We start from the raw sequence: 25,073 nt of genomic DNA, 5'->3' as shown, positions 1-25,073 counted from the left end.
GATCAATATCCAGTGTAAAAGCGAGGGATTGGATTGCAGCGTAAAGAGGTGAATGGTCGAAACTCTTCAACTTACGATTATGTCATTGTTGGAACAGGTCCTGCTGGAGCTGTGATGGCGAAGATACTCTCTGACTCCAAGAAATTCTCTGTTGTCGTCCTGGAGGCTGGCGGAAACAACGACAAAGATGTGCCAATTAAAGACTCCACGTTTGCCCCGGAACTTGAAGCAAAGTTCTTCCCGCAGTACTTTTGACAGGGTGAGGGAATACCACAGGAGGGGATTGACGGAAGGACGTTTGAATGGACAACTGGCCGTCTATCTGGTGGAGGGTCGTCCATCAACGGTGAGCAGTACGTCAGACCTACGCCAGCGGTCTTACGCGAATGGGAGGCCGTCGTTGGAAGTCTTTGGTCGCCCAGTCGAGCGACGCAACGCTTCAAGATACTTGAAAATTACCACGGAAGAACAACGAATAGGGGGGCTCGTGGCTTTCGTGGAAGAATAGATATTCGGCAGGCGCCGGTGAATCCAACGACGATGGCTCAGAAGTTTGTGTTAGCCATCGAGACTGCAACAGGATATGAGGAGATTCTCGATTACAATGACCCGACTACGCCGCTAGGTCCATTTACACGTTGGCAATTGTATCAAAAGCCCAACGGGGAGCGCGAAAGCTCATCCACAGCATTTCTTTCGTCAGACGTTATTTCCGTGCAGGGTAAGGGCGTCAACGGTCGCAAGCTAAGGGTGTTATATAACTCGACTGCGCTCCGAATCCTCTTTCGTGGAAAGCGTGCTGTCGGTGTGGAGTTCCTACAGAACGGCAAGTGTGATCGCGTGTATGCACGCAAGAAGGTCATTGTGTGTGCCGGAATCAACAGTGCACAACTTTTAATGCTATCTGGGATTGGACCTGCCCAGGTGCTCCGAAAAGCGGGTAATTCCGTCGTCTTCAGTAACCCCAATGTCGGGAAACATCTCCGAAATCACACACTTAATACAGCGACATTCACTGCCAATCCGAATGATGAACCTGTCCCACCTAATGATCCGAATGCACTTTATACTGGTGGAGCGTTCCTGCCCGACCCAAGACCGAATGTCGACCAAGGGCATCGAGCTGTGCAGCTAATCGGAAGCGGAGCTAACGGCCAATTCGTCGTCTTAATCATTTATCTGCGACCTAAGAGTCGAGGCTCGATTAGAATCCAGAATCATGACCCACTGAAGATTGTGCTGGGGGATGAGGGGTTTTTAGACAATCCAGATGACATGGAAGCGGTGAAAAGTATATATAGAGTTTACATTCGCGACATAGCCGCCGCGCTCCAAAGTATCGATCCACAGTATCGCCTTGTTTCTCCAACACTTGAGATGATCGACGATGATCGACAACTCGAGGAGTTTATTAAACAGGACTTTGACCACAATCACCATCAGCAAGGTGCGCTCAAAATGGCACCCTTAAAGAGTGGTGGTGTTGTGGACCGCAGGGGGCGAGTTCACGGGGTCAAGGACCTGATTGTTGCGGATGATTCGTTAGTACCGTTTACCGTCGATGGGAATGCTTCTTCACCTGCCTATCTCATTGGTTATACGATTGCTCGACAATTGCTCAGGAAAGGTCCGCGGAAAAGGCGGAGACAGTGGTTCTGGTATGAAGAATAACACCTCTGTGACACGCCCCCCCTCCCTTCCCCACGGAGGGGGCTGGCTCGTCATCTATTCTTTACAAAGTACTTATGGTACGAGGTTATCCCAGAAACGCGATAGAGCGTTTCGTCTTCCGGGCAAACGCCACCGGATTGTCTATAGATTCCCAGTGAATGTACATTAACCGTGGACTTTCGAATAGCCAGTGATTGTGTAATGCAGTTACGATGATACCATTTCGCCGGAGATTTGAGATCAGTCGGTCTGCCTGTCTTTGGGTACATGCCGTTTCACCTAAACAGAGTGCACGACCGGATGCATCTAGTGATTCAAAAGAAAAGAGTTGGTATCGGACCAAGGGTGAAGTTGTACGCCTGCCCAAAATGGTAGCGCGGAGTTGACGATTACGACTGACAAAACAAACTGGTCCTTGATCAATCTCGTGCTCTCCGCCAAGAATCCTTGCAAATTGGTTACAGAGTCGCCGGAAGCGTGGGGTTACCTTAACATCGGCCATTTAAACAAACCTCCCTTTGTTATGTGGTAAAAACTTATGTTCAACAAAGGGGACAGGTAATGGATAAGCATCTACTTGAAATAAATATGCTCCTCCACTAGAACATACTGTGATTGCATACCGGAGTTTGTGGAGCTACCTCAACGAGTACCTATTCGACATTTGGAATTCAAGGTATAATAACGCTTAGTCAAAGGAAATGTGGTGGTCGCGTGTCGGTCACAACTGAAAACAAAACACACGTAAACCTCTAGTCATGAGCTAGAGGTTTTTTGTTGCCTTCAGGCAAAAGTGTTTCTGGGAGTGAAACGTTTGTCTTATCGAAATACTTCATCCGTCGTTGCCGGATGGGTTAGTGTCACGAGCAATGTATTTCTTACTGCACTGAAAGTTGTCGTGGGGGTATTGTTCGGGAGTCCCGCATTGTTTGCCGATGGCATACACAGCGCTTCTGATGTAATAGCATCGGTTGCTACCCTTGGGGCAATGAGAGTATCGAGTCGACCAGCAGATGACGATCACCCATATGGTCACGGAAAGGCGGAAGTGCTTGCTTCCGGTGTCGTGGGTGTCTTACTCTTTATCACGTCAGCGTGGATTTTGTTTAGAGGAATTGAAAGTTTATCTCAACCTGTAGAACAAGTAGGTGCTTTGCCGTTGATCGCTGCGGGAGTATCCCTCATCTGGAAACAATTACTCTATGTTTATACAATGCGGGTTGGTAAGAAATACAGCAGTAAAGGTCTTATTGCGACCGCGTATGACCATCTATCTGATGTGTACGCGTCACTGGCAGCCGTAATAGGTATAGGTATCGCGCTTGCGGGTCGGTGCATTGGACACCCCAATCTCGGCTATGCGGACCCAATATCTAGTATCGTAGTAGCGCTCCTCATTTGGAGAATCACATACACTATTGGCCGTGAAGCTATTGATGTACTTATGGAGAAAAACGTCTCGGAATCCAAGTTGAACTTATACGAACGCCAAATTACCAATATTCAAGAGGTAAAACGAATCGATAAAATCCGTGCGCGAGAACTAGGGAATTATACGTTGGTCGATGTTCGCGTAGGTGTTTCTGGGGACATGAGTATTCAGGAAGGGCACGATATTAGCCGAAGAATTAAATCTGCCATCATGGAGGCTGACAATACTGTAAAAGAAGTACTCGTTCACTTAAATCCGTGGTACCAAGATGGGAACTCGTAAGTTGAGGGATTACCCTAAACTCGGCATAGGTTGTATGCCGTCGAGAACTTCGGGAAATCAATCGCCTACTTAACAAATATAGATATTTGTATTGACTAACTCAGTCTGTTAGCCTATATTAACAACTGCATAACAGCCAAGGTAACGTCTCTTTTTTTGAACACAATCCTGACTAAATTAGTCATGTTTACATGAGTTATAGGGGGACACCATCCATGTTTGGCGCCTCGTTGCTTGTTGCTCTTCGTGAAGGATTAGAAATATCCCTGATCTTGGGTATCATCTTTTCTTATTTAAGAAAAGTAAATCGTTCCGATGCTTTTAAGTATGTGTGGTCGGGATCTGGATTAGCGCTAATTCTAGCGGCAGGTTTGGGTATCATACTGTATCGGTTGACTGGTCAACAGGAGTGGGCAGGGCAAGTGTATCTCGAAGTGGTCGTGTTTATATTCGCGGTTGCCATATTATCCTACATGACCTTTTGGATGAAAAAGAATAGTCGCTCAATGAACCGTGGAATACAGAGCCGTATTGATTCTGCCTTGAACCAGGGCGGTGTATTTCAACTTATATTTTTGGCTTTCATTACGGTGATTCGTGAAGTCCTTGAAATGATCATGTTTCTTTTGGCGGTTGCAACTCAAGGGCATGGAGCTAAGCCTGTCGGGCTCGGCGCCTTGATCGGTCTTCTCATTTCGGCAGCAATTGGATTTGCTGTCTATCGTGGTACATCACATATTAATCTAAAGTTATTCTTTCAAGTCATGGGCAACGTCTTAATCGTCGTCGGTGCAGGACTCTTGGGTAACGCCGTTCATTCCGCAATCGAAGCCGGGATCATTAAACCTGTTGCCTACGTATATGATCTGTCGACCGTTCTCAACAGCAACGGCACACTCGGTGCTATACTTCACGCATTCGTGGGATATACAGATCACCCAAGCATTATTCAAGCTGCGGTATGGGTAATTTATTTAATTATCTCACTAGTAATGTTTAATCGACGCGGAACCTCTCTTCGAGTTACTAGATAAACCTGAGGGATTAACTGCCAGACTGGAAAGTGCACTTTGAATGGTCTGTGGCTATCATGGATCACCCAAACAGGGAGAACTGGATACTCAGGCCAGCATATTTCAGATCACTCTTGCTTAGAAAAATGCTGTCTAAGTAACTGACTCTTATTGCCGTGGTTTCTAGAGACGTTACCAAAGACTTCACATTTGCTTTTAGCCACCATCAGGTACATCTATGTAGTGAAGTGAGTTAAGAACAGATGTCACTGCATGGAAGGATTCCGTTGATTCAAGTAATAAAAGTCAGACTAGGCTGCGGTGCCTTTGTTAGAATCCCCGATTTGGGCTGCGTTACTGTACAGACGAACAAGATACAGACGCCTTAGCCTTACCGCTTAATGTCTTCTCTCGTATGTGTTCGCAGAACTCATTATCCGCTCGAGTTCCTTGCGTTTCCTCTCTTGTTCTTCATACAGTTCCTCCCTGGATGTGACACGATTGCGTTTTCGTTTCTTTGACATATCACCACCACCCTAAAGTTTTTTCATATAGTTAGCTCGCGGGATTTACCTAGGCTTGTCCACAATAAAGGCCACACCGAAGTGTGACCTAGTAGATCGTTTCTTAAATATCGTAATTAATATAGGTTTCTGGTATCCTAGATGTAGGAGGGGATACCAATGGGCAATCGCCGCAGGAAACCGATGCTGGTGCTATCCGAAGAAGAGCGTTCACTGCTACAGAAGGTCTCACAGTCTAGGACAGAGCAAGTTCGTCGCGTGGAGCGCGCCAAGATATTGCTGCAATTGGAGAGCGGTGCATCTGCACAAGCTGTCGCGAAGACGTTGGATACCAACGCAGTCAAGGTTCATCGGTGCCTGAACAAGGCGTTGCAGTTTGGCATCTCCACAGCATTGGATGACCTGCCTCGTAGCGGGAGACCTCCCGAGATTACGCCCGAGGCGCAGGCTTGGATCATATCTCTGGCTTGTCAAAAGCCTAAGGACCTCGGATACTCGTATGAACTGTGGACGATTCGGCTATTGGCGAAACACATCCAGGAACACGCCGTGTCTGCTGGACATGAGTGTGCCTCACGTATTAGCGCCGGCACCATCTCGAAGATGCTGTCGGCCAATGATATCAAGCCGCACAAGGTTCGCTATTATTTAGAGAAACGGGACCCAGACTTCGACGAAAAGATGGCTCAGGTGTTATGCGTATACCAGCAGGTACAGTTCATGCTCGATGAAGAGGAGAATGCATTTTACACGACGACAACGGTGTCCTATGACGAAAAGCCGGGGATTCAAGCTATCGGGAACACGGCACCGGACCTGCCACCACAACCAGGTCAACACAGTAGCGTAGGGCGCGATCATGAATATGTTCGCTATGGCACACTGAGTCTGTTGGCGGGTATCGACCTGATCACGGGCGAAGTCATCGGCAGTTTGGAAGATCGGCACAGAAGCCGGGAGTTCGTTGCCTTTCTGAAAAAGTTGGATGCCCATTATCCGCTGGAATGGAAAATACAAATGATTCTCGATAATCACTCGGCGCATACGTCGAAAGAAACACAAGCCTATTTGGAGACCGTACCCAACCGCTTTGTGTTCGTGTTCACGCCCAAACATGCATCGTGGTTGAACATTATCGAATCGTTTTTTGCAAAGATGACGAAGAGTATGCTTCGACACATCCGAGTATCCTCGAAGGAGGAACTGCGACAACGGATCGAAATGTATCTACACGAAGTCAATCAAAGTCCGGTTCAATTCCATTGGAGATATGGACTGGAATCTAAGACGCAACAACCGGGTTAAAAATTACGTTATATAGGAAACGTTGTACTAGGAACAGCATGATTTTTGAAACTTAGTATGCGCCGCCATATCCACCTTTGCCACCGCCGTATCCAGCGTACGGCACGATCAAAATGAACAGTACGAAGATGATTAGAAACACGACCGCCCACTGTGTGTATCCACCAAACATTCAAGCACCTCCTCGTGAGAAGATGCTATATACTACGCAGCATCGCAGACAAGCGAATGGGTCAATATCGTACGGCATTAGCCGTAGATTAGTGTTGGTACACGCTGTTCACAGCACAACGCGCGAAGCTTGGAAGCTGATCCAGGCTGAACTGCGCGTTGCTTATTGGTCATACCCAGCGCTCATGCTCCGACTCCCATAGCCCCTACTATCAGAGTACAATCGCTGGGAACGGGCCGGCGCGTTATTCACTTTGAACACCAAGGCACCACCTCCCTGGTGACTGGATCAACACAAAAAGACGCCTACGTATCGCAAGCGCCTCCTCGCTTTCTTCCTCAAGGACCATAATACACGGGTTTTTATGCTATATACTTTTGACTTACTGTTGTTAGTTGTTGATTTTTTTGATACAACTTTATTGTTTGCCCCCTCATCTTTATGACACTCGAAACGTTGTTGCATAACAATTGTAGCAACGTTATCTATAGCTCCGGCCGCTCTTGAGACTTTCAGACAGTGACTAACAAAATCACCTTAACATTAGGAACTCTTTAGGGCTGCCTTTTTTTGCCCTTAAAGACAGTGTGTCTTCTCGAACGGTTTGCTCCACAACCACATGCACAACCTCTGGTTGCCCCACAGCCGCAGGGACATGATCTCCCTCTGGAGCGCGTTTTTCCACAACCGCACGGACTTTTTTAGCCGCTTTCAATCTAATGGGCAACTCTGTCCGTTGCCCATTAACTACGTTACTGGACCCTTTCTTAGGGTATCTAGCGCTTCTCGGACGTGTCGAGCAAATACGAGCGGCTTGTTAATCGCTTCAAAGTGAATAAACATCAAGCGTGGATGTTCAAACAGCCAGTGGTTGTGAAATGCTGTCACCTTAATCCCATGTTTCCGGAGTACGGAGATAAACCTCTGAAGCTCACTTTGAAGAATCACCGTTTCTCCAAGGCAAAGTGCTCGTCCACTTGAATCCATAGACTCGAAAGAAAACGCTTGAGGTATTGCTAAGAATGATCTTGTTTTTCTCCCTAAAATCGTAGGGTGAAGATTTAGACGAGAATGAGTCACTGTACAGACACCATTAATGGTCGCCGGTGTACCTCCAAGGATACTTGCAAACCTCTTACACAGCGGAGTAACCCTTGAACTGGTTGTCAAGTTATTACCGGGTGGTTTCAAAACATTCAATGCGTCTTTTACGTTTCTTGCAAAAGCCAACGGTCTATCTATGGATTCAAAATGAATATACATAGTTCGCGGATTATCAAACAGCCAGTGGTTGTGAAGTGCTGTTACCTTGATACCGTGACTCCGTAATCTCGTGATAAATGGATTCGCTTCATTTTGATGAATTGTCCAATGAGAATATAGTTGGTAACCAGAGAATAAAGTCGGTAACTGGGGAACAAAGTTGGTAACCAGAGAATAAGGTCGGTAACCAGAAGGGCGTTCGGTATGACACGAACTCCCTCTCTCTGTCCAAAATAAAAGTGCATCTGGAGAAGGCGAGTTACATTTTTATGCAGAAGTTAGATATTGGCCTTATTGAGCATTCGGGCAGTTTAGTTCAATATGGATAATTGTTAAAATTGCAGTATAATTGAGAATATGTGGTGAGAGGGGAGTTTTGGTGCGCAAAGTTCTGGCAAGTGCGTGTTGTGCTGGCTTTGTGATTTGCTTAACAGGTTGTTCTACACAACCCACCCTGTCAACCAACTCACTTTTTAAGAACGTTTCCCAACCTGAAAAGAGCGCTGTTCAAGACGTATTTAAGACAGCCGGTTATACACCAAAGCTTCCAACTATTTATCCGTATCAAATTAAGAAGCTCCATGCCACTGAGGGACCGGGTAAGACCAATCCACCCATGAAAATACAAAATGTAATCATCTATATGGGTGATGGAGTTCATGTACTTGTTGAGGATGTCATTAACGCTACAGATTCTGATCTAACCACACATGGGAGCCAGACCAAACTGAGTAATGGCACGACCGCCTATTATTTTCGTGACAGTAGTCATTCAATGCTTTTTTGGAACGACAAGGATGGAAATTCATACAGCTTGAATTCAATTGAACCGTCATCGAAGAACAAACAAACAGGAACCGCACCAGATTTAGATGAACAGGAACTTATAAAGGTCACCAATTCGTTTCAATGAGTAATGGTGTTTACGAACGACAGTATATGTACACTGTCGTTCCGTGATTTATACGTGACAACGACTGCTTCAATTTAAGAAATTGTAAGGCGAATATCCGCATAAACATGGGCGCTGTAATGGTTCTGTTGTGCAAGGGCAGAGTTTAGGTCAAGAAGACACTAGGACATCAACCCCATATGTGTGGAATTTATGGCCACGGAGGGTGGGGATGGGTATTAATAAACGAATTGCAATGGTTCTCTTTATTTTCGCCTCTGTCTTGCTTGGACCGTCTGGTTGCGCCGCAGCTCAAGATGGTCCAGCCCCTATTGAATCTTCTGTAAGGGTATCCTTTTCATCTATTCCTGTTTTTGTTCAGGATATCGCTAAAGCAATTTTCTCTTCATACGGCTCAGTCCCGGATCCACCACAGATTACGGTAACACAAACGTGGACGGATAGTGACCATAAGAAGATGTACTTAGTGTCTGCTAATGGTTCGTTTCGAAACTTTGGAACCAAGAACACAGCATCTAAATTATCGTTCTCCGTAATGGATGATGGCACTAAAGCTTGGTCACTAACAGCCAGCGACAATCAAGGGAAAACCTTATGGCAAAACAACTCATTCTCCATAACTCCGATAAATCTGCGATTTGAAGGACAAGGGGAATTATGGAGAGGCACTCTAAGAATAGAGGGTGTTAAATTAAACGGAACGTCTGTCGGCTCATGGGAAACGGATCAGTTCAACCTTTACTACACGGGTTCTGACAACCCAAGGGTATCACTGCTTTACTACAGCGTGCAGGACTCTGGTGGGGGAAGCTCCGGCACACGGGAGAACGTAAACTTGAAAAGTGGCGGCTTTGGTTCTGGAGGAGCTGGGAATGGTATGATCCCATCATCAAATGAATCACCCAAGGTGACTGTGGTTTGGGACGGACATAGACAAGTATTTCAACTGCACTATTCCAAATAATACTCAGTAATACGTGAATCTATTTACAAATCAATAGCGCATTAAAACGAAGAGGATTATATGAATGAAAATACATTAATGAAGGGTTATTCTAATCGAACCGTGGGGCGCAACACGTTCGTCGTTTCAAGAGAGGGGTGAGCTTGTATGAAATACCGAGGTGAACCCTCGTGGAGTGTGGTGACCGAGGGAACTGAAGACTTGAACTTTGCGATTTATCTTGCCTGCACATACGATTTGCTTCCAAAATCAAAACCGTTCAGCGGGTCGAAGCGATGGACTTCAACGACACCATCAATTGAACTTGCACAGGCGGAGAAAACTGTCCTTTCAAACGGATGGGTTGAATGGTGGAGTGAATTAGTCGCTGCTCGCTCCGCACAGGGGCACAACTTTGAATTCTACGCACCGTCCTATTTTGACTCCCTAGCCAAAGAGTTGGGGGATGTATGTCGAAACACGTGGAAACCGTTTCGTGAGTGGTGGCACATGCCCGCTGGTGGAAAAACAGCGATGATTCACTGGGAATCAGCCGACAATGTAGGACAATATGTTAGGGATTTTGAACAGCACATTAACAGAAAGGCTAGACCCTTTCGTTTGAAGGTTGATTTGGTTTATGCAGGGTTAGATGACTTGATTGAAGTCAACGACGAATATGTAATTATGCCGATACGCTCTCCTCGTGAGAACCAAGCTTGGTGGACGCAGAAAATCACTGCCATAGGCTAGATCCTTCCTGAGGAACCGTATGTTTATGCAACACCGACTACAAGTGGCTTATTCAGCTTAGGGGCAGTAATCATCAATATGACAACAACTATATAATTTAACAGTTATAGTATGATACGTAGTATATTGAGTGGTTAAAGGGGTGCGTCTGTGAAGTTGTCAAAAAGGTCAGTTTGGATTGGTGTTCTTGTTATTATAGGAGCATTGGTTTTATGGTGGGCATATTTCACTTATTGGGTGCCTCGATTTCACATGGATTCTAAAGGAGATTTGGTTTCAGGCAACACGAAACTTGTCTTGGTGTCTCAAATGCTCCCCAATGATAAAGTGAAGATTACAACTCCTCGCATGATTCCATTTTGGAAATCGATTGGAATCGTTGATGGAAGTACACCTGGTCGTCTTTGGAACTTCACGTATGACGGTAATCGATACGTACTTTATGAGCCAAATGTTGAAATGCCTTGGAAAACGGTATACAAATACGCTACTAAGTAAGACAGTGACATGAGAGGTCGAACTGCCCTTCGAAAATAAAGTATTATGCCGAGAAAGTTATTGAACAAATGGGGGCGTTAGTGCAACAAACGTTATTGAACGGGCAGAATCGCAATTGTGATTCTACTACAAATTAAAGTACTATTCAGGGTGGATTAACTAAGGCAGCGAAAGTAGCTCTCTTTTCGCGAAGAGAACATTCCCTCACCTGTTACGACGCTCGACGAGCGTCGAGACGGAACTGGGACCGAAAGGGTTCCGGTGCAAAAATATTTGAATACGCTACACATATAGTGTTGAATCAGGTACGATACGAAATTTTTGCACCAGAACCGTTTGAGGGCTTATTCCTTATCTCTTGGGATATCAAGCCTCGTTACAGGAAGTTCCGATTGGCGAAAACGCGGCTTGACGTCAACATCTCGGTAGAGCGTGTACGGGGGGATAACCACATTTACAATCGACGGAATCTCCACTGCATGCCCGATGTCCATCCGGTACGGAGGAGACAATTGATTTGCTCTTCGAAGCTCGTCTACTGAGATTCGATGTTTTTGGGAAATTGATTCTAATGTTTCGCCTTGCGCGATAATATGCTTTTCCCTAATTCGTTCAATTCGGCAGGCGGACTGTTTGAATATCGGCTGTTTTGATACAGGATCCACGAAATCAACAGTGAGATCATTTGCTGCCTGATTTTGTTCCCAACTGCCAAAGTGAAATGGCACAAACACCAGACCGGGCCTCACTGTATCAACTATCCGAGCTGGAACCTCAATGCGCCCACGCGGGGAAATCACGCGAACAACTTCTCCTGGGAGGATAGACAACGTTTCAGCATCCTTAATGTGTATTTCCACGTATCCCTGTGGTGCAGCCATGTGTAGGTTAGGTGAACGCCCAGTTTTTGTTCTGGTATGCCAGTGCCATACTATACGCCCGGTGGTAAGCCAAAGTGGAAATTCGGGTGTGGGCCGCTCGGCAGGGGGATAGTACGTTAAGCCGTACAATATGGCCTTCCCATTTGCTCTGATACGTTTAAATTCCTCTTTTGTACGCTCCCTACCGGTATTCGGATCCTTGCCGAACGATTGGGTCTCATCCACCTGTGTATGAAAGACCCAGTCCTCGTATAGACGAGTAGTTCCGTCCGGCCTTTGTTCATTTGCAGGCCACTGTATGCCATTTTTCTCTTTAATTTTTTCATACGTCATGGCAGTCATGTCGCTTGGGCGTCCGCGCGAGACAACCTTCCACTCCTCAAAACATTCTCTCGGAGTTGAATATTGAATGAGGGGCTTCCCATCCTTGTCCATAAACTGCATCCGTTTTGCATAGTCGAGTAATATATAGAAGTCTGCCTTCACTCCAGTAGGGGGCGGAACAGCGATCTCACTCAAACTAAGCATTCGCTCCGCATTTTCCATTAACCCCTCCTTTTCTCCCCACATTGCTGTTGGCAGAACAATGTCTGCTACTTCAGTTGTTTCTGTCAAAAATGCATCTTGAACCACAACAAACGTCTTTTCAAATGCCTTTCGTGCCCTTAATCTATTTGGCAGCGATACCATGGGATTTGTATGGATGTTCCAGAACAGCCCCAGTTGCCCCGACTCCATAAGGTAAATCATATGTTCAATGTCCTTTTCGGGCCCAATTTCCAGATGAGACGGATTTACATTCCAGAGCTCAGCCATTTCCTGAATATGTTTGGGATTTGAGGGATTGCGGTTTGCGGGATAAGATCCTACGCCGCCGACAGTACGGTTGGTGGATGAACTCGGTTGTCCAGCCATATGAAAAGGACCGGAGCCTGGTCTGCCAATCAACCCTCGAACCAAATGGAGATTATTTATAGCAATGCACGTCGATGTAGCGTCCGCACTCTGAAACGCGCCTTGAAGCGTTGTGGAAACAAGTGAAGGAGTCTTGCCGAGTTGCTCTGCTACGCGCGCAATTTGTTCCTTGGGTAGTCCAGTAACGTGCGCCGTTAAGTCCAAGTTCCAGGGTTCAACGGATTTTTCCATTTCATCGAACCCAACAGTGTGGTTCGCGACAAATGGTCTGTCGATCCAGCCGTTTTGCAGGATGTGATGCATAATTCCGTGTAATAGTGCAAGGTTTGTACCAGGGATAAGTTGGAGGTGAATGTCAGCGGCGTCGGCTGTCAACGTCCTTCTTGGATCGACGACAATAAGAAAAGGTTTCTCCCCACGAAGTTTTCGCGACATGATGCGCTCAAACAAAACTGTACCTGTTTCAGCAATGTTGTGTCCGAATAACATAATAGTATCTGTCACATCAATGTCCTGGTAGCCTGCCGGTGCACCATCAGCCCCGAATGATTCCAACAAAGCCCACTGAGTCGTGGCGGTACAAAGCCGGGTATTGGCATCCAACAAGTGGGAGCACAGTCCAGCTCGACCTATCTTCGCGATTGTATAATAGTCTTCGAGGAATCCCTGACCAGTTGAGTAAATCGCGATTCCATCAGGACCAAGCGTGTGCAACACCTCGCGGCTCTTTTCAACAAACAAATCCATGGCAGTGTCCCACGTTGTTGGTACCAAATTGCCTGAAGCATTGCGGATGAGCGGTGTCAGAAGGCGATCTGGGCTGTTGTTCGCATACCACTGATTTTCGCCTTTTGGCCCAAGTCGACCGCGATTCACCGGATGTTCGCCATTTCCCTTGATTCCGACAATTTTGTTATCCTTTACGGCGATATAGCAACCGCATCCGACAGAACAAATGTTGCAAGTGCTGTATACCCATCGGTCAACTTCACCCTGCGAGTACACATTCATGTCAATTCGTTCATTCTCCCACGCCATTCTTTGCCCTCCGTATCTGTGGCCGCCGGCGATATGCTATGGGAACGATGTACTTTGTGTCCATGTCTCCGTACATCAATTCGATCATAGGCGACACTTGCTCCAGTTCACGAGATATGTCTTGCAATGCTCGTTCCACATCATCAAGCTGCTGTTCGGTGTTTGAATGCATCCATCTGGATGCTCTGATCCATGCACGTACAGTTGACTGGGCTGCTTCATCATCACGGTAAACGACTGAAATAAAGTTACGGAATGGATGCAGGTCAATAGGTGATTCACCTGCTGCCTGCATCGCCTGGCAAAGCACTCGTTGCTCCTCTTCCAGTACCGCACGAAGCCGAATTTCCAAGGGGTTGTGATTGATTGGAGGGGATTCCAGGAATTTTTCGATAAGGCTGTTAGCCCGATTGAGTCTCGTACATAAATCCTCTATCATCCTCACCCCTTTAGTGGATTTCGTAACAATTATTAACAATGCGCCATGTGCATATACATAGTCGTTGTTCTAACGGATTTAGTGCAATCTGTACCGATGTTGATACGGTTGCATAACAACATTGCATTGGTTTAATCACTGTATTATCGACAAATGTAGCGGTGTTGCCTGTGTTGCCCGGGTTATCGGGACGTCCAAAACCCACTATCGAGAGTAGTAAAGATGCCATTTTTCCAGCAACTACCCGTGGCTTGATTCCCACGTTCCACCTCCTTGTGATGCAGATTTACCATAGGCTTTACTTCCTCCAAGCCTAACAATCATATGGAGAGGAAGTGGATCCGTACGGTAAGGTGAGTATTGGAGTTGTACCTATGTAAATGAATACTAAAGGGACGATGAACTTGTGTTATGTCAGTGACTCTCTTCGCAAGGGTTGACGGTTCGGTCCAAGAGGGACAATTACAGCACGCTTACTTGCCTTGCCTGCTTAACAAATGGGCTAAAGGAAAGAGAAGCTAAATACCTCAATCGTTCGGACATATTTTATAGGCTCTATTAAAAATTATGGCAGTATACTTATTGATATAGCCTCTCGGCATTGGAGAGCAGAAAAGTAAGATAAATCGGAATGCCTTCCAAGAATCCACTGGAAAATCTGCGAGCATCGGTTGTACAAACTGTGTTTCTTAAAAAAGGGTATAGCAAATAGAGCGGTGACGATCCGATTTTTAAATAGTCATCGCTGGAGATGCTATGATTGAGGTATTCAGGCTGACAAGAGTAGCGAACTCAGGTCGAGCGTACTCTCTTGAAACCAAGCGTCCATGTGTTGACACATAGTAATGCCATAGATGCGGACCGTCCACATCATGGTACTGCGATGCTTGGCGGCTTCGAGGAGAAAATCCTCTTTCGCTCGCTTGTTGCTACGTTCGCAGGTGGTTCTGCGTTTGTAGACATCGTTCCACTCGTTGCTGTTGCGGGCAACGGGTGGAAACAAGCGAGGATTGTGTTTGGTGTAGGTATGTACACATCTTCCGTAAGGCGAATCGGAACAAGGCGTGTCACAAGTCACCACGCCTTTGTCGACGAGCGGACAGGAATATTTTCGACGCCCACGCGCACGTTCATATCCTCGGCTTCTCATCATCAATCCCTTCTTACAGATCGGGATCCCCGCTGGAGAAATGGTGATGTCATCTTTTCGAACTCCCTTGTTTCCTGTACTTCGTGGGTTTAAATCGATAAATGGCTTTACGTTACGCGAATGAAGGTATTGGTAGATGGGGAGTGCGTCGTGTGCAGCGTCTAGGATCGCTTTGTCCCAGATGTAGTCGGGAAAGCGATGGGCGAACTCACGAGCACTCACTACAAAAGAGGTCGCGTCATGGCGAGAAGCTCGTTGGAGCCTGGGGTAAAGTGGCAGGTCGTAAGGGCTATCCGAAGCAACAAAGGTGTAGAGATGATAACCGAAAAAGTATTTGTTTCGATAGCTATCCCAGCCCATGTCACAGTCGGGTTGAGAATAGATACGATAACACCTGCATGGCACAACACCAAGTTCACGACAATTGCAGAGTCGCCGACTACGAACTTGAGTTGCAGTTTGGAGAGGCATTCCATCACTGGCAATAGAAAGTGCGTGGACATTACCTAACAATCCGTTTTTCGCAGAGACCGCAAGGAATTGGTGTTGAAATAAATTGAGTAGAATGTCGAAAGGTTGGGCTTTAGCACTGGAGCGCTTCTGTAGTTGAGCTATGAGGTTTGCGATTTTGCTATATGCTTTGGTAGGTGCCTTTTCTCCTTTCTTACCTCCTTTGATTTTCTTTCGATTGAGCCTGAGCCTGGGCGAAAGATTGACGGAACCATGAGACCACAGTCGCCCGAAGAAGTCGTAGAAGGTACCGACACCTGGCGTTTGACCGTACTCAAAGCCGCTAAGTATGGCATATAACGGGCAGCGCCGTAATTGATTTACCCATTCTGTAATCGATGGTTCTCCGACTTGGAGCATGAGCAGGTATGAACGGAGTAAGTCGGCAGGGTCAATCGATCTTGGACCACGAGACGAGAAAGCTCCTTTGAGCAAACGAAACGTGTGAGAGAGGTCGGTCATCCAGAACTTCTTTACAAGCGACCAATCCTTGGCGACAAAGAGAAGTGTTCCATTCCCGTAGTGAATACGAAGTTGTTGTTGAACGAACGATTGGTACTGCTCATGAGACCTGACGATTGGTAACATAACGCAACCCCAATTCGGATGAGATAGGGCAGTTAAGCCCTTCCTGGCGATTGTTGGGGTGATTCTGAAAAGTCAAGTATTATTTGGTGCAGGGCACCATATTTTCTTCGGTAAGCCATGCCAAATTTCCAATTCTATTTGTCAAGTGGGCACGGCGAAAATGGGGGCAAACGAACTGTTCACCAGGGCTGAACCCATGAAGGGACAGCAAAAACCGAATGCCGAGAGGCTATTGAACAAACGGGTGCGTTAGCGACACAAGGCCTCTTACCAAAGTTCGTATATAAATGCCGAACGGAGTATGTTTATGAGCTGGTGAAACACTCTGTTTAGGCGTAACGATCAGAATAGAAAAGCCTAGACAGTGTTACCAACTTTATTCTTTGGCTGCACTTTAGATGTGACGTGTCGGTTACCAACTTTAATTATTCTACAGTTATCCAGCAGTTATCCAGAGACTGTCTGGAACCTTGTCACGTTAAGGGTTGTCGGTTACCAACTCTATTTGAACTGAACATGAATCACTGATTCGCCAAGGCATAGTGCATTGCCATTTTTGTCGACCGACTCAAATGAAAACTGTTGCAATTTTACAAGAAACGATCTCGCTCTTCGACCAAGGATAGTTTCTTGAATCGGTCTGCTTCTCGCAACGGTACAAACCCCGTTGATTATAGAGGGTGTTCCACCTAAAATTCTGGCGAATTGGCGGCAAAGTGGGCTTATTGGCATCGAGATTACCTCCTTTGCCGCATCGTATGAGGAGGAAAATCTATAGGACACTGGCAACTGACATGCGGGCTTTACAATGGCGGCCGAGCAAATGCAATAACAGCCTTTCGGCTAGCAGAACATATATAATAGAAAAGCGGGCCGTCAGCATAACCCGACAGCCCACTAATCGAACTTCCTCCATGCATTCCTCCCTAGCGTCCGGTAAGTCTGTTTCTACATCCCCGGTCTGTTCACTCATACTATGTACTCTTCTCCCTGAACGTATCTGCTCCATAAAAACTCGTGCCATTCTGGATTCCAAAACTAATCGTTTGTACAGAGCATTATCAACCGCTCTTGTGCGCGTTCGGAATATCGACAGTTATACTTGTGCCTGTGCGACTTTCCTCTCACGGCAGGCTGTGTATCGCTCTGGCTCCGTTAGCATAACAGGGCTTCCTGTTGCGTTAAGGTAGTATCATGTAAACGTCTTGCACCGCCGGACCTTCGGAGTTGAGGCGTCGAGCATCCAACCGATGTTAAAACTACTAGCGCACTACAAAATGTCGTTAATTGTCTATTCATACAATCCTATCCCCCAAAGGTCTGAGTAATCCAAGTTATTCCCCCATGATATAACGCATATTACCAATTGCCAGAATCACCATTCGTCTTGAACTAACCCAGCTAATAGTTTGTCAAGCAGGGTGTTAACGAAGTTTTATGTCTATTACTATTTTTGCAGTCCTCACACTTTTAGCACTAGGACAGTGGGTTGGTCATGGTAACCCAGCAAAATTCATTGAGACCTATGTTCGATAAGTGGGGTACAGAGATGGGTAGACACCGTCTCAGAATAGTTGTCCGCAGACATACTCTGCAGCATGTCGAACATTAGGGAGGAACGAGAATGGACGGTTGCTTTGGTGGGTATACCCGTTGGGCTGTAGTATTCCTAATTATCTTTGTGTTGTTTATCTTGATTGTCCCCGCTGCCGGTGCGGCATATTAAGCTGCCTCCATGCGGTATCCATTGATTACAGGGAAGTGTAAAGATGGAGGACGAACAACGCGTTTATGGAGTGGTCTATGAGTCTGACGAATCTAGTGACGGCACTCATTCCCATGAAATTTTCTTGATTACATGGGACGGCAGAGTACTTCACACACATGGGTTTTCAGGCATTACCTCGTTTAATGTTGGGCATCAGCATCGTTACGCAGGGGTAACAGCGCCAGCTCCAAGCGGCGTTCCACACACCCATGCTTACTCGACCGAAACAACATTTAATGACGGACATCGGCATTTTATTTGCGGAAGGACCGGTCCAGCAATTCCACTTCCGGGTGGTGGCCATTATCACTTTTTTAAGGGCGTTACCACAATAAACGGGAAAACTCCACACACCCATACCTACAGTGGAAGAACCGGGAACGAAATGCCTGTATAGTACGAATTCGCCAGCAGTTTATCATTCAATTGGGGGGAGAAGCCTCTCCCCGATTAGGTGTTTTTTGTGGAAGGGGTTATATCTTTGGTTACACGCACCCATGCAGTCCGTCTGCGAATAACAGACTCTCACCATGGATGAACTACCGTTAGCGTCAAACCACCTATCTCAAGGAAGTGCATACTTATTCAGATGTCTTTAAAAATGGGTTACGGTATGCGTTTATCTGCTGATACCGCCAATATACAACTTTGTTTCCCATTAATATTTCGGATATTTATATAATCACGAATTCAATGTCAAAAAAATAAGAGCCAGTTCTGCCGAAACACCAGTGTGTACTAATCCCCATTGAATTCCGAAATCATATGTTTTCGTCTTCAAAGTGTCACACCCCATCGACGATTTTGGCATCCAACATACCAGCACGCATTCAACAATATCGTGATGATTACACGTGGTTCAAGCAAATTCCAGTAATTTATTTTGACATTTCCGATCTGTGAAGCATTTTTGTGAACTTTTCTTCATCGTCACCCAGAATGGCCCGTTGAGCGAATTCCAATGCAGAGATCAGCAATCGTCGGTCTGCTAGTGTATCAGTTCCCCCAACTGCCAACATCTTTCGGTAAGCAAATTGCAATATAGGTGTCAATGCGCCCAATAATCCGCCACTCATATGATGCAACACCTCCGGAAGAAGTGTGTTCGGATCCCCAAGTCCAATTGGCTTTAGGGGAGAAATTTGTTCGTCAATGGATTTGAGTAAATTACAAAACTCCTCATCACACTTTTCAAACCGCTGAAGTTCAACAGAGGGAAACCGGCGGAAGTACTGAAAGTTTTGTTCCACCAATTGACGACTTTCAGGAGTTCCTACCATAACAATAGAAACGTTCACCATGTTTGACACGTGCTTTATGGCTTCCATAGCCTCATTTAGTTTGACATATCTACCTGACAAAATGGAGTTAGCCTCATCAAGGATCAGCATCTCGACTCTTTGCTCCCGAAGCAGGGTAAAAACCTGCCTTTTAACATCACCGATTCGGGATCTCATCTGCTGCGGAGCACCGAGTGCTCTTACAATAGTTTGATAAAATTCAACGATGGTAAATGGGTTGGGAAAATCGGCAACCACAACGGGTTTAATACTTGCGACAGTCCCTTCATTGTCTATCTCCGCATCATAACTTGGAAATTTTTCAGCGTATCTTTGTACAAGAGTCGTCTTACCGGAACCGGACTCACCGAAAATAAAGAGGTGTTTCGCTTGATATTTGTAATTTCCCAAACTCGAATCGGGACGCAATGCATCCAACATTTCGTGGATCTGTTTGTACCGATCATGTTCGATGTTCATTTCCTCTACTCGTTTAAGGGTTTGCTGTTTCTCTGTCAGATTCATTCGTCGTTGCCCTCCACCATGGATTGTTCCGCTAACATCCTTGCTGCCCGCAGCTTATCCTTCAAGGACGTCCCATGATCCTTTTGAGCATTTGTAGTTGGCTCGCTGATCATAACCTCAAGATTCATTCGAGCGGCTTTTTGGCGAGCTTTTCTCCCACTACGATATTTTTCCTTGATCATGTTTTCTAGCTCTTTCCTGGCCTCCACAACTCTCTGGGTTCCAGGAATACTCTCCCGCTTCTCCTTGGATTCGGCCCGCATAATATCCCGGATTTGCTTCCATGTATACCAGTTCACCTGGTGAATTTCCTCAGCACGGGGTTGAACAGCGGGGACTCGAACATACTCTTCGGAGCCCGGACGTTGTAAGTAGATTTTTGAAATGTCGTCTATGTCGTACTTGATCTTGTACTTTTTTTCCCGCTTGTCGATGAGTTGGGCCAAGGAATCCAGCTTGTAGGAAACATTGTTTAATCTAACACCGTCTCGGGTGTAAGGCTTGAGCATCGCGGGTAACAATTCAATGGATAGAGCCTCTTCTTGATCTGGTGTGATAAATGGTGGGAAGCCAGCCATGTGAAGACCCTCTCTATACCGAACGATAGGCGTATCCGAGTTGAGTGGTAGCCCCCGATGGGGGGTCATGTGGTAATGGTCAACGATGTACATCGTCAAAATCGTTCGAATATCATCGAGTGTGAGCTTGGCTTCCTTGTCAGGATCATATTCACCAAGATCCGTTGGATTACTCTTACGTGTTCCATCTAGCAAGTGAATTAATTGTTTGTTTAAAGTCCCAAAGAGACGTTCAATTGTGCCGCCATAACGAGGAGTTCGAACCGGGCGATAGCGTACACTTGATTTAATTGTCTCAGTGATCATACGGCGCACCTCTGTATTGCGAAACTCTGGTCCGTTGTCCATGTAAACAACGCTGGGTACACCGAAGCATTCCCATTCATTAAACGTCCCATAGCGTTCCTTAGCCCGTTTGAAATAGATACCATGTTCAATTGCCTTGCGAACTACATTGGCAGACGGCGGTTCAAACGAAACATAGAGGCACCAGATCATTCGGCTGAAAACATCAATGCCTAATGTAATCCACGGTCGGCCTATGACGTATCCCGTGTTTCCATCTAATATATCCAGGTCAAGTTCGGTATGGTCAAGTTCTACAATATGGAGAGGATACTGGGCCTCTTCATTTGAGAATCCACGGGTTACCGGATCGTAAACCTCAGCGGCCTTGTTACCATCCCGCATCCGTGTACGGATCTGAGGGTCAATTCGTCCTAGAATTTTTTTCACTGTTTCATAACTCAACGGTTCGATACCTTGACGCAAGCATCGAATGGAAATGGATTGGTGGATAGCCTTTTTAGTTGGACGTTTGATAGTGAGATATTCTTGCTCAATGGCCTCCTTTATCATTGGGAGATACCCGTCTGACAACCGAACGTTTATCTGACCGAGCACCATATCTGGCTTCCTCGGGTGGCAAATCTCAATGGTGCGATTATCCTTTCGAAACAAATAACCGTTGCCTTTTTTAGTTGCGAGACCTTCTTCACCTCGTGCATCAAATTCGAGATCGTAAGCCTTGTACGCGGCAAGATACCTCTTAATACTGCGAACTGAGGCCCCTCTCGGTCTAACGCCGTATTCATTCGGAACGGAGTATTTACGCGAGACTTCTGCTATCAATTCTTCCCTGGTGAGACTCTCTAATGACTGATTATCAGCCAGATACTCCTTGTAATTCGCCGTAAACTGATAAATTGCTCTAATGTCATTTTGCTTAGCACGTTCAAGGAGGAGTACGGGACGAATCATTTCGAGTCTATCCCCCACTTCTTTACGTTGCTTATCATTAAGCGTGTCAAGTAAAGATCGATACGTCATGTTCTCTTTGTGCATGTCTCTCAGAAATGCTGTCCCAGGTCGAAAAGACGGGTTAGCCACAAGTTGTTCCAAACTAATTTCGATTGTCTCTCCATCGTCACCCGACCGCATTATGGTCACATGGGGTGGTTGAATCGACAGTACTCTGTATTTCTTACCGAAAAACATTAAATTGGCATTGACCTTAAGCTCGTTAAATAACACACCTAATACCTTCAATCGTGAGAAATTGTTCCGAAATCAGTTAGTGACATAAGACTTACTTCACTTAAGTCGTCAATAACCTCGTTGACATTAGTACTGATGGCACCTATAGCGATAAGGTGGTAAATTACCGGAAGAACGTACAGTGGGTGGGCTCTGTAAGAAAAACTTTCTGCAAGATCACGAATTGACACAGCTCTGAGAATCGCTAGTCGAGAGATCACTTCGGGTATATAGTCCTCAAATCCGTGCCGTTCGACGAGATGGCCCATAAGGAATTTTACATTCCTCGCTACCACGCTTGGCATTGTTTTGGGGTACACAATTTTATAATTCCATTCACGCTGGTTTGCAAAATTCACGCATGCAAAGTTGATATGTTGTAAGTGAGCTTCGTCCACCGAAGTGTCCTTAATTTGGTAGAGAATTGGTACACTTCCTTGACGAAAAACGAGGACATCGGGAACATGGGTCCAAGAGCGGTGAGTATCCCCATCGATATATGGAATGTCTACCTCCACGGGCTGAACATAATAACGCAAGGCAGATTTGTCCAGTTCCAATAATGCGTAAAAAAGATACTCTGCAAGGGATTCATATTCAACAACCTTTGTCGTCTTTGGACTGTAAAAGGACCCGATGATGTGAGGCTTATGCCGACTGCCCCGGTTGTTTACCCTCCTCTTTGGAGCAAATTGTGCATCTTCGACTTCCCAGGATTTATTGCCCCAATCCATGTGAACAAACAACTCCCGTCAGCACTAAATCAAAATCAATTTGTGCCACTAATTGTTACCGTAATCATTCACATTTCCAAACCGATTTATTCATTTATTCGATAAATTCAAACAACATCCTTCTTTCACCTCGGAATAAGAGAAACCCGCAGTAGAAAAGGGATTTCCCTACTGCGGGTTTCTCTATTTTGTGTCATTCGTTGTTACTCTGGTGTGCCATCTTTAGTGGCCATCTGTGCCATTCGTTGTTACTCTTCACACCAACAACCCCAAGCGCGCCACCCTTACTCTACCGTCACGCTCTTCGCTAGGTTGCGTGGTTTATCCACGTCGTTCCCCCGCGCTACAGCTGCGTAGTACGCGAGCAATTGAAGCGGGATGACCGCTGCAATAGGTGCTAGGGCCGGCAGCGTCTTGGGGAGGTAGATGACTTCGTCGACGGTTTTCTCGAGATCGTCGTTCCCTACCCACGTCATGCCGAGGACGAATGCGCCGCGGGCTTTCACTTCCACGATGTTACTGACCGTTTTCTCATACAGGTCTGGCTGCGTCGCGATCCCGATGACCGGAACGCCATCTGTGATGAGTGCCAGCGTGCCGTGCTTTAGTTCACCTGCAGCATATGCCTCAGCGTGAATATATGAGATTTCCTTCAGCTTTAGTGCACCTTCGAGTGCGACCGCGTAGTCGATACCGCGCCCGATGAAGAAGGTGTCCGTTGCCTCCACATAGCGCCGAGCGAAGCTCTTCAACTGTGGTGCTGTGTCGAGCACCTGTTCGGCCAATTGCGGCAGTGCAGCTAACGCCTCGAGCAGTTCATGGACCCCAGCGTCGTTGAGGTTCCCCCGGACGTGCGCAAAGTGAATGGCGAGCAAGTACAGGGCCGTGATTTGCGTCGTGTATGCTTTCGTTGAAGCAACGGCAATTTCCGGGCCTGCCCACGTGACGATCACGTCATCCGCTTCACGCGCTGCGGAGCTGCCGACGACATTCGTGATTGCCAGGACGCGAACGCCCTTGCTCTGCATTTCGCGCATTGCCGCCAACGTGTCTGCTGTTTCACCGGATTGGCTGATGACAATGGCCAGCGTATTCGGTGTATAAATGGGATTGCGGTAGCGATATTCCGACGCGATCTCGACGTCTACCGGAATCCGTGCGTACTGTTCGATCACGGCCTTGCCGACGAGCCCTGCGTGCCATGATGTGCCGCAGGCGATGATGTGAATGCGATCCACAGACTTCGTGAACGCCTCATCAAAGCCGATCTCGTCGAGTGTCACGCCGCTCAAATCCTCCGCGACGCGGCCGCGCAACGTATCCCGAACGGCCTTCGGCTGTTCGTGGATCTCTTTCAACATGAAGTGTGGGTAGCCACCGCGCTCAGCTGATACGGCATCCCAAGTCACTTTGTAAACTTCCTTCTGGACCGGCTCGCCTTCCATCGTGAAGCATTCAACGCCGGCCTTGGTGAGGACGGCCATCTCGCCGTCTTCCATGACATAGATGTCGCGTGTGTATTCGAGAATCGCTGGAATGTCTGATGCGACAAAGTTTTCGTTTTCGCCGAGTCCGATGATAATGGGGCTCGCTTTGCGAAGGACGATAATCTCGTCCGGATGATCCTTGGCCAGGACGACGAGTGCATAGGCACCGCGAATTCGCTTGCCAACCGCGATCATCGTCTGGAACAGATCTCCGTTATATAGTTCCTCAATTAAGTGTGCGACAACTTCCGTATCCGTCTCCGAGCGGAATTGGTGTCCCGCCGCGGTGAGTTCTTCGCGGAGCGAGAGATAGTTCTCCACAATGCCGTTGTGCACAATTGCGAATCGACCACTGCAATCCTGATGTGGATGTGCGTTTTCATCGGAAGGTTTGCCGTGTGTTGCCCAACGGGTATGCCCGATGGCCGCATTTCCGTCGACAGGTGCTGACGTCAGCTTGTCTTCCAAGTTCGCCAGGCGACCGACAGATTTGACGACTTTGATGTTTCCATCGTCGAGGACCGCTATCCCCGAAGAGTCATAGCCACGATATTCGAGCTTTGCGAGGCCGCCAACGACAACATCTTTAACATTCCGTGAACCGATATAACCGACAATGCCACACATAGGTGAAAAAGTCTCCTCCTTGTCGATCTGCACGCTCCTGTACCACCAGTCACCTGATGGGTTTCGAGCTGAGCTTGCGACGTGATCGAGAACGTCGGGAGGCACCCGCCGAATGGTTCGCCAACCTCCACCGCGTCAACTGCCGAACAATCGACAGTCCAGGCGCTTACGCTTGCACATGTGTCAAGATTCACACGGCATGCGACATTCTATTATGGTCCCGCCATTTTGACACTCGTGTCTTCCAC

At 46.8% G+C, this 25,073-nt stretch carries 19 protein-coding genes and 1 pseudogene; 9 read left to right on the top strand and 11 right to left on the bottom strand.

Annotation, left to right across the window (positions count from 1 at the left end; translation table 11 throughout):
- Window positions 1–48: 48 nt before the first annotated feature.
- Window positions 49–1,671, top strand: a pseudogene (locus NZD86_RS02610) (GMC family oxidoreductase).
- An 85-nt stretch (window positions 1,672–1,756) separates the two neighbouring features.
- On the opposite strand, the gene NZD86_RS02605 reads toward NZD86_RS02610, so the two are convergent.
- Window positions 1,757–2,173 (bottom strand): DUF1259 domain-containing protein, encoded by a 417-nt coding sequence (locus NZD86_RS02605; RefSeq protein ID WP_268044944.1) that lies wholly within the window; start codon window positions 2,171–2,173, stop codon window positions 1,757–1,759.
- A gap of 312 nt (window positions 2,174–2,485) precedes the next feature.
- Between NZD86_RS02605 and NZD86_RS02600 the strand changes: the two genes are divergently transcribed.
- Together NZD86_RS02600 and NZD86_RS02595 are read left to right on the top strand one after the other, a co-directional pair.
- Window positions 2,486–3,385, top strand: coding sequence for a cation diffusion facilitator family transporter (locus NZD86_RS02600; RefSeq protein WP_268044943.1), 900 nt, complete (start codon window positions 2,486–2,488; stop codon window positions 3,383–3,385).
- 215 nt (window positions 3,386–3,600) lie between these two features.
- On the top strand, window positions 3,601–4,419 hold the full coding sequence (locus NZD86_RS02595; protein ID WP_268044942.1) for an FTR1 family iron permease: 819 nt from the start codon (window positions 3,601–3,603) through the stop codon (window positions 4,417–4,419).
- 377 nt (window positions 4,420–4,796) lie between these two features.
- On the opposite strand, the gene NZD86_RS02590 is transcribed toward NZD86_RS02595, so the two are convergent.
- A complete protein-coding gene (locus tag NZD86_RS02590) occupies window positions 4,797–4,922 on the bottom strand; it encodes a hypothetical protein (RefSeq protein WP_268044941.1) in 126 nt (41 codons plus the stop codon).
- Window positions 4,923–5,081: 159 nt separating this feature from the next.
- Here NZD86_RS02590 and NZD86_RS02585 point away from each other — a divergent pair, with 159 nt between their 5' ends.
- The gene (locus NZD86_RS02585; protein WP_268044472.1) at window positions 5,082–6,227 is read left to right on the top strand and encodes an IS630 family transposase; all 1,146 of its coding nucleotides are present in this window, start codon (window positions 5,082–5,084) and stop codon (window positions 6,225–6,227) included.
- 919 nt (window positions 6,228–7,146) lie between these two features.
- Here the strand turns inward: NZD86_RS02585 and NZD86_RS02580 are convergent.
- On the bottom strand, window positions 7,147–7,713 hold the full coding sequence (locus NZD86_RS02580) for an LppY/LpqO family protein (protein WP_407655235.1): 567 nt from the start codon (window positions 7,711–7,713) through the stop codon (window positions 7,147–7,149).
- Between the two features lie 328 nt (window positions 7,714–8,041).
- Between NZD86_RS02580 and NZD86_RS02575 the strand changes: the two genes are divergently transcribed.
- The 4 genes from NZD86_RS02575 (at window position 8,042) to NZD86_RS02560 (ending at window position 10,769) form a co-directional block, all read left to right on the top strand.
- Window positions 8,042–8,575, top strand: coding sequence for a hypothetical protein (locus NZD86_RS02575; RefSeq protein ID WP_268044940.1), 534 nt, complete (start codon window positions 8,042–8,044; stop codon window positions 8,573–8,575).
- Window positions 8,576–8,786: 211 nt separating this feature from the next.
- Window positions 8,787–9,539 carry a hypothetical protein gene (locus NZD86_RS02570; protein ID WP_268044939.1) on the top strand — a complete coding sequence of 251 codons (753 nt, stop codon included), beginning with the start codon at window positions 8,787–8,789 and terminating at the stop codon, window positions 9,537–9,539.
- A 147-nt stretch (window positions 9,540–9,686) separates the two neighbouring features.
- Entirely contained in the window at window positions 9,687–10,271 is a 585-nt protein-coding gene (locus NZD86_RS02565) for a hypothetical protein (RefSeq protein ID WP_268044938.1), read from the top strand.
- Window positions 10,272–10,421: 150 nt separating this feature from the next.
- On the top strand, window positions 10,422–10,769 hold the full coding sequence (locus NZD86_RS02560) for a hypothetical protein (protein WP_268044937.1): 348 nt from the start codon (window positions 10,422–10,424) through the stop codon (window positions 10,767–10,769).
- 344 nt (window positions 10,770–11,113) lie between these two features.
- Here the strand turns inward: NZD86_RS02560 and NZD86_RS02555 are convergent, their stop codons facing one another.
- The 4 genes from NZD86_RS02555 to NZD86_RS02540 all read right to left on the bottom strand — a co-directional run bounded on the left by NZD86_RS02555 (window position 11,114) and on the right by NZD86_RS02540 (window position 17,022).
- Window positions 11,114–13,603, bottom strand: coding sequence for a molybdopterin-dependent oxidoreductase (locus NZD86_RS02555; RefSeq protein ID WP_268044936.1), 2,490 nt, complete (start codon window positions 13,601–13,603; stop codon window positions 11,114–11,116).
- Window positions 13,587–14,042 (bottom strand): hypothetical protein, encoded by a 456-nt coding sequence (locus NZD86_RS02550; protein WP_268044935.1) that lies wholly within the window; start codon window positions 14,040–14,042, stop codon window positions 13,587–13,589. Before NZD86_RS02550 ends, NZD86_RS02555 begins: the two co-directional genes overlap by 17 nt.
- 769 nt (window positions 14,043–14,811) lie before the next feature.
- A complete protein-coding gene (locus NZD86_RS02545) occupies window positions 14,812–16,290 on the bottom strand; it encodes a transposase (RefSeq protein ID WP_268044934.1) in 1,479 nt (492 codons plus the stop codon).
- A 501-nt stretch (window positions 16,291–16,791) separates the two neighbouring features.
- Window positions 16,792–17,022, bottom strand: a complete 231-nt coding sequence (locus NZD86_RS02540; RefSeq protein WP_268044933.1) for a DUF1259 domain-containing protein — start codon at window positions 17,020–17,022, stop codon at window positions 16,792–16,794.
- A gap of 1,037 nt (window positions 17,023–18,059) precedes the next feature.
- On the opposite strand from NZD86_RS02540, the gene NZD86_RS02535 reads away from it, so the two are divergent.
- The gene (locus NZD86_RS02535; protein ID WP_268044931.1) at window positions 18,060–18,455 is read left to right on the top strand and encodes a YmaF family protein; all 396 of its coding nucleotides are present in this window, start codon (window positions 18,060–18,062) and stop codon (window positions 18,453–18,455) included.
- A 481-nt stretch (window positions 18,456–18,936) separates the two neighbouring features.
- Here the strand turns inward: NZD86_RS02535 and NZD86_RS02530 are convergent, their stop codons facing one another.
- The 4 genes from NZD86_RS02530 to glmS form a co-directional block, all read right to left on the bottom strand.
- A complete protein-coding gene (locus NZD86_RS02530) occupies window positions 18,937–19,863 on the bottom strand; it encodes a TniB family NTP-binding protein (protein ID WP_268044930.1) in 927 nt (308 codons plus the stop codon).
- Window positions 19,860–21,770 carry a Mu transposase C-terminal domain-containing protein gene (locus tag NZD86_RS02525; protein WP_268044929.1) on the bottom strand — a complete coding sequence of 637 codons (1,911 nt, stop codon included), beginning with the start codon at window positions 21,768–21,770 and terminating at the stop codon, window positions 19,860–19,862. Before NZD86_RS02525 ends, NZD86_RS02530 begins: the two co-directional genes overlap by 4 nt.
- 215 nt (window positions 21,771–21,985) lie before the next feature.
- Window positions 21,986–22,711, bottom strand: a complete 726-nt coding sequence (locus tag NZD86_RS02520) for a TnsA endonuclease C-terminal domain-containing protein (protein ID WP_268044928.1) — start codon at window positions 22,709–22,711, stop codon at window positions 21,986–21,988.
- 284 nt (window positions 22,712–22,995) lie between these two features.
- Window positions 22,996–24,825 carry a glutamine--fructose-6-phosphate transaminase (isomerizing) gene (glmS, locus tag NZD86_RS02515; protein ID WP_268046764.1) on the bottom strand — a complete coding sequence of 610 codons (1,830 nt, stop codon included), beginning with the start codon at window positions 24,823–24,825 and terminating at the stop codon, window positions 22,996–22,998.
- Window positions 24,826–25,073 lie beyond the last annotated feature (248 nt).

The organism is Alicyclobacillus dauci, assembly GCF_026651605.1.
GTDB classification, from domain to species: Bacteria; Bacillota; Bacilli; order Alicyclobacillales; family Alicyclobacillaceae; genus Alicyclobacillus; species Alicyclobacillus dauci.
The sequence above is the reverse complement of the archived record's forward strand: the minus strand, read 5'-3'. Positions and strand labels throughout refer to the sequence as shown.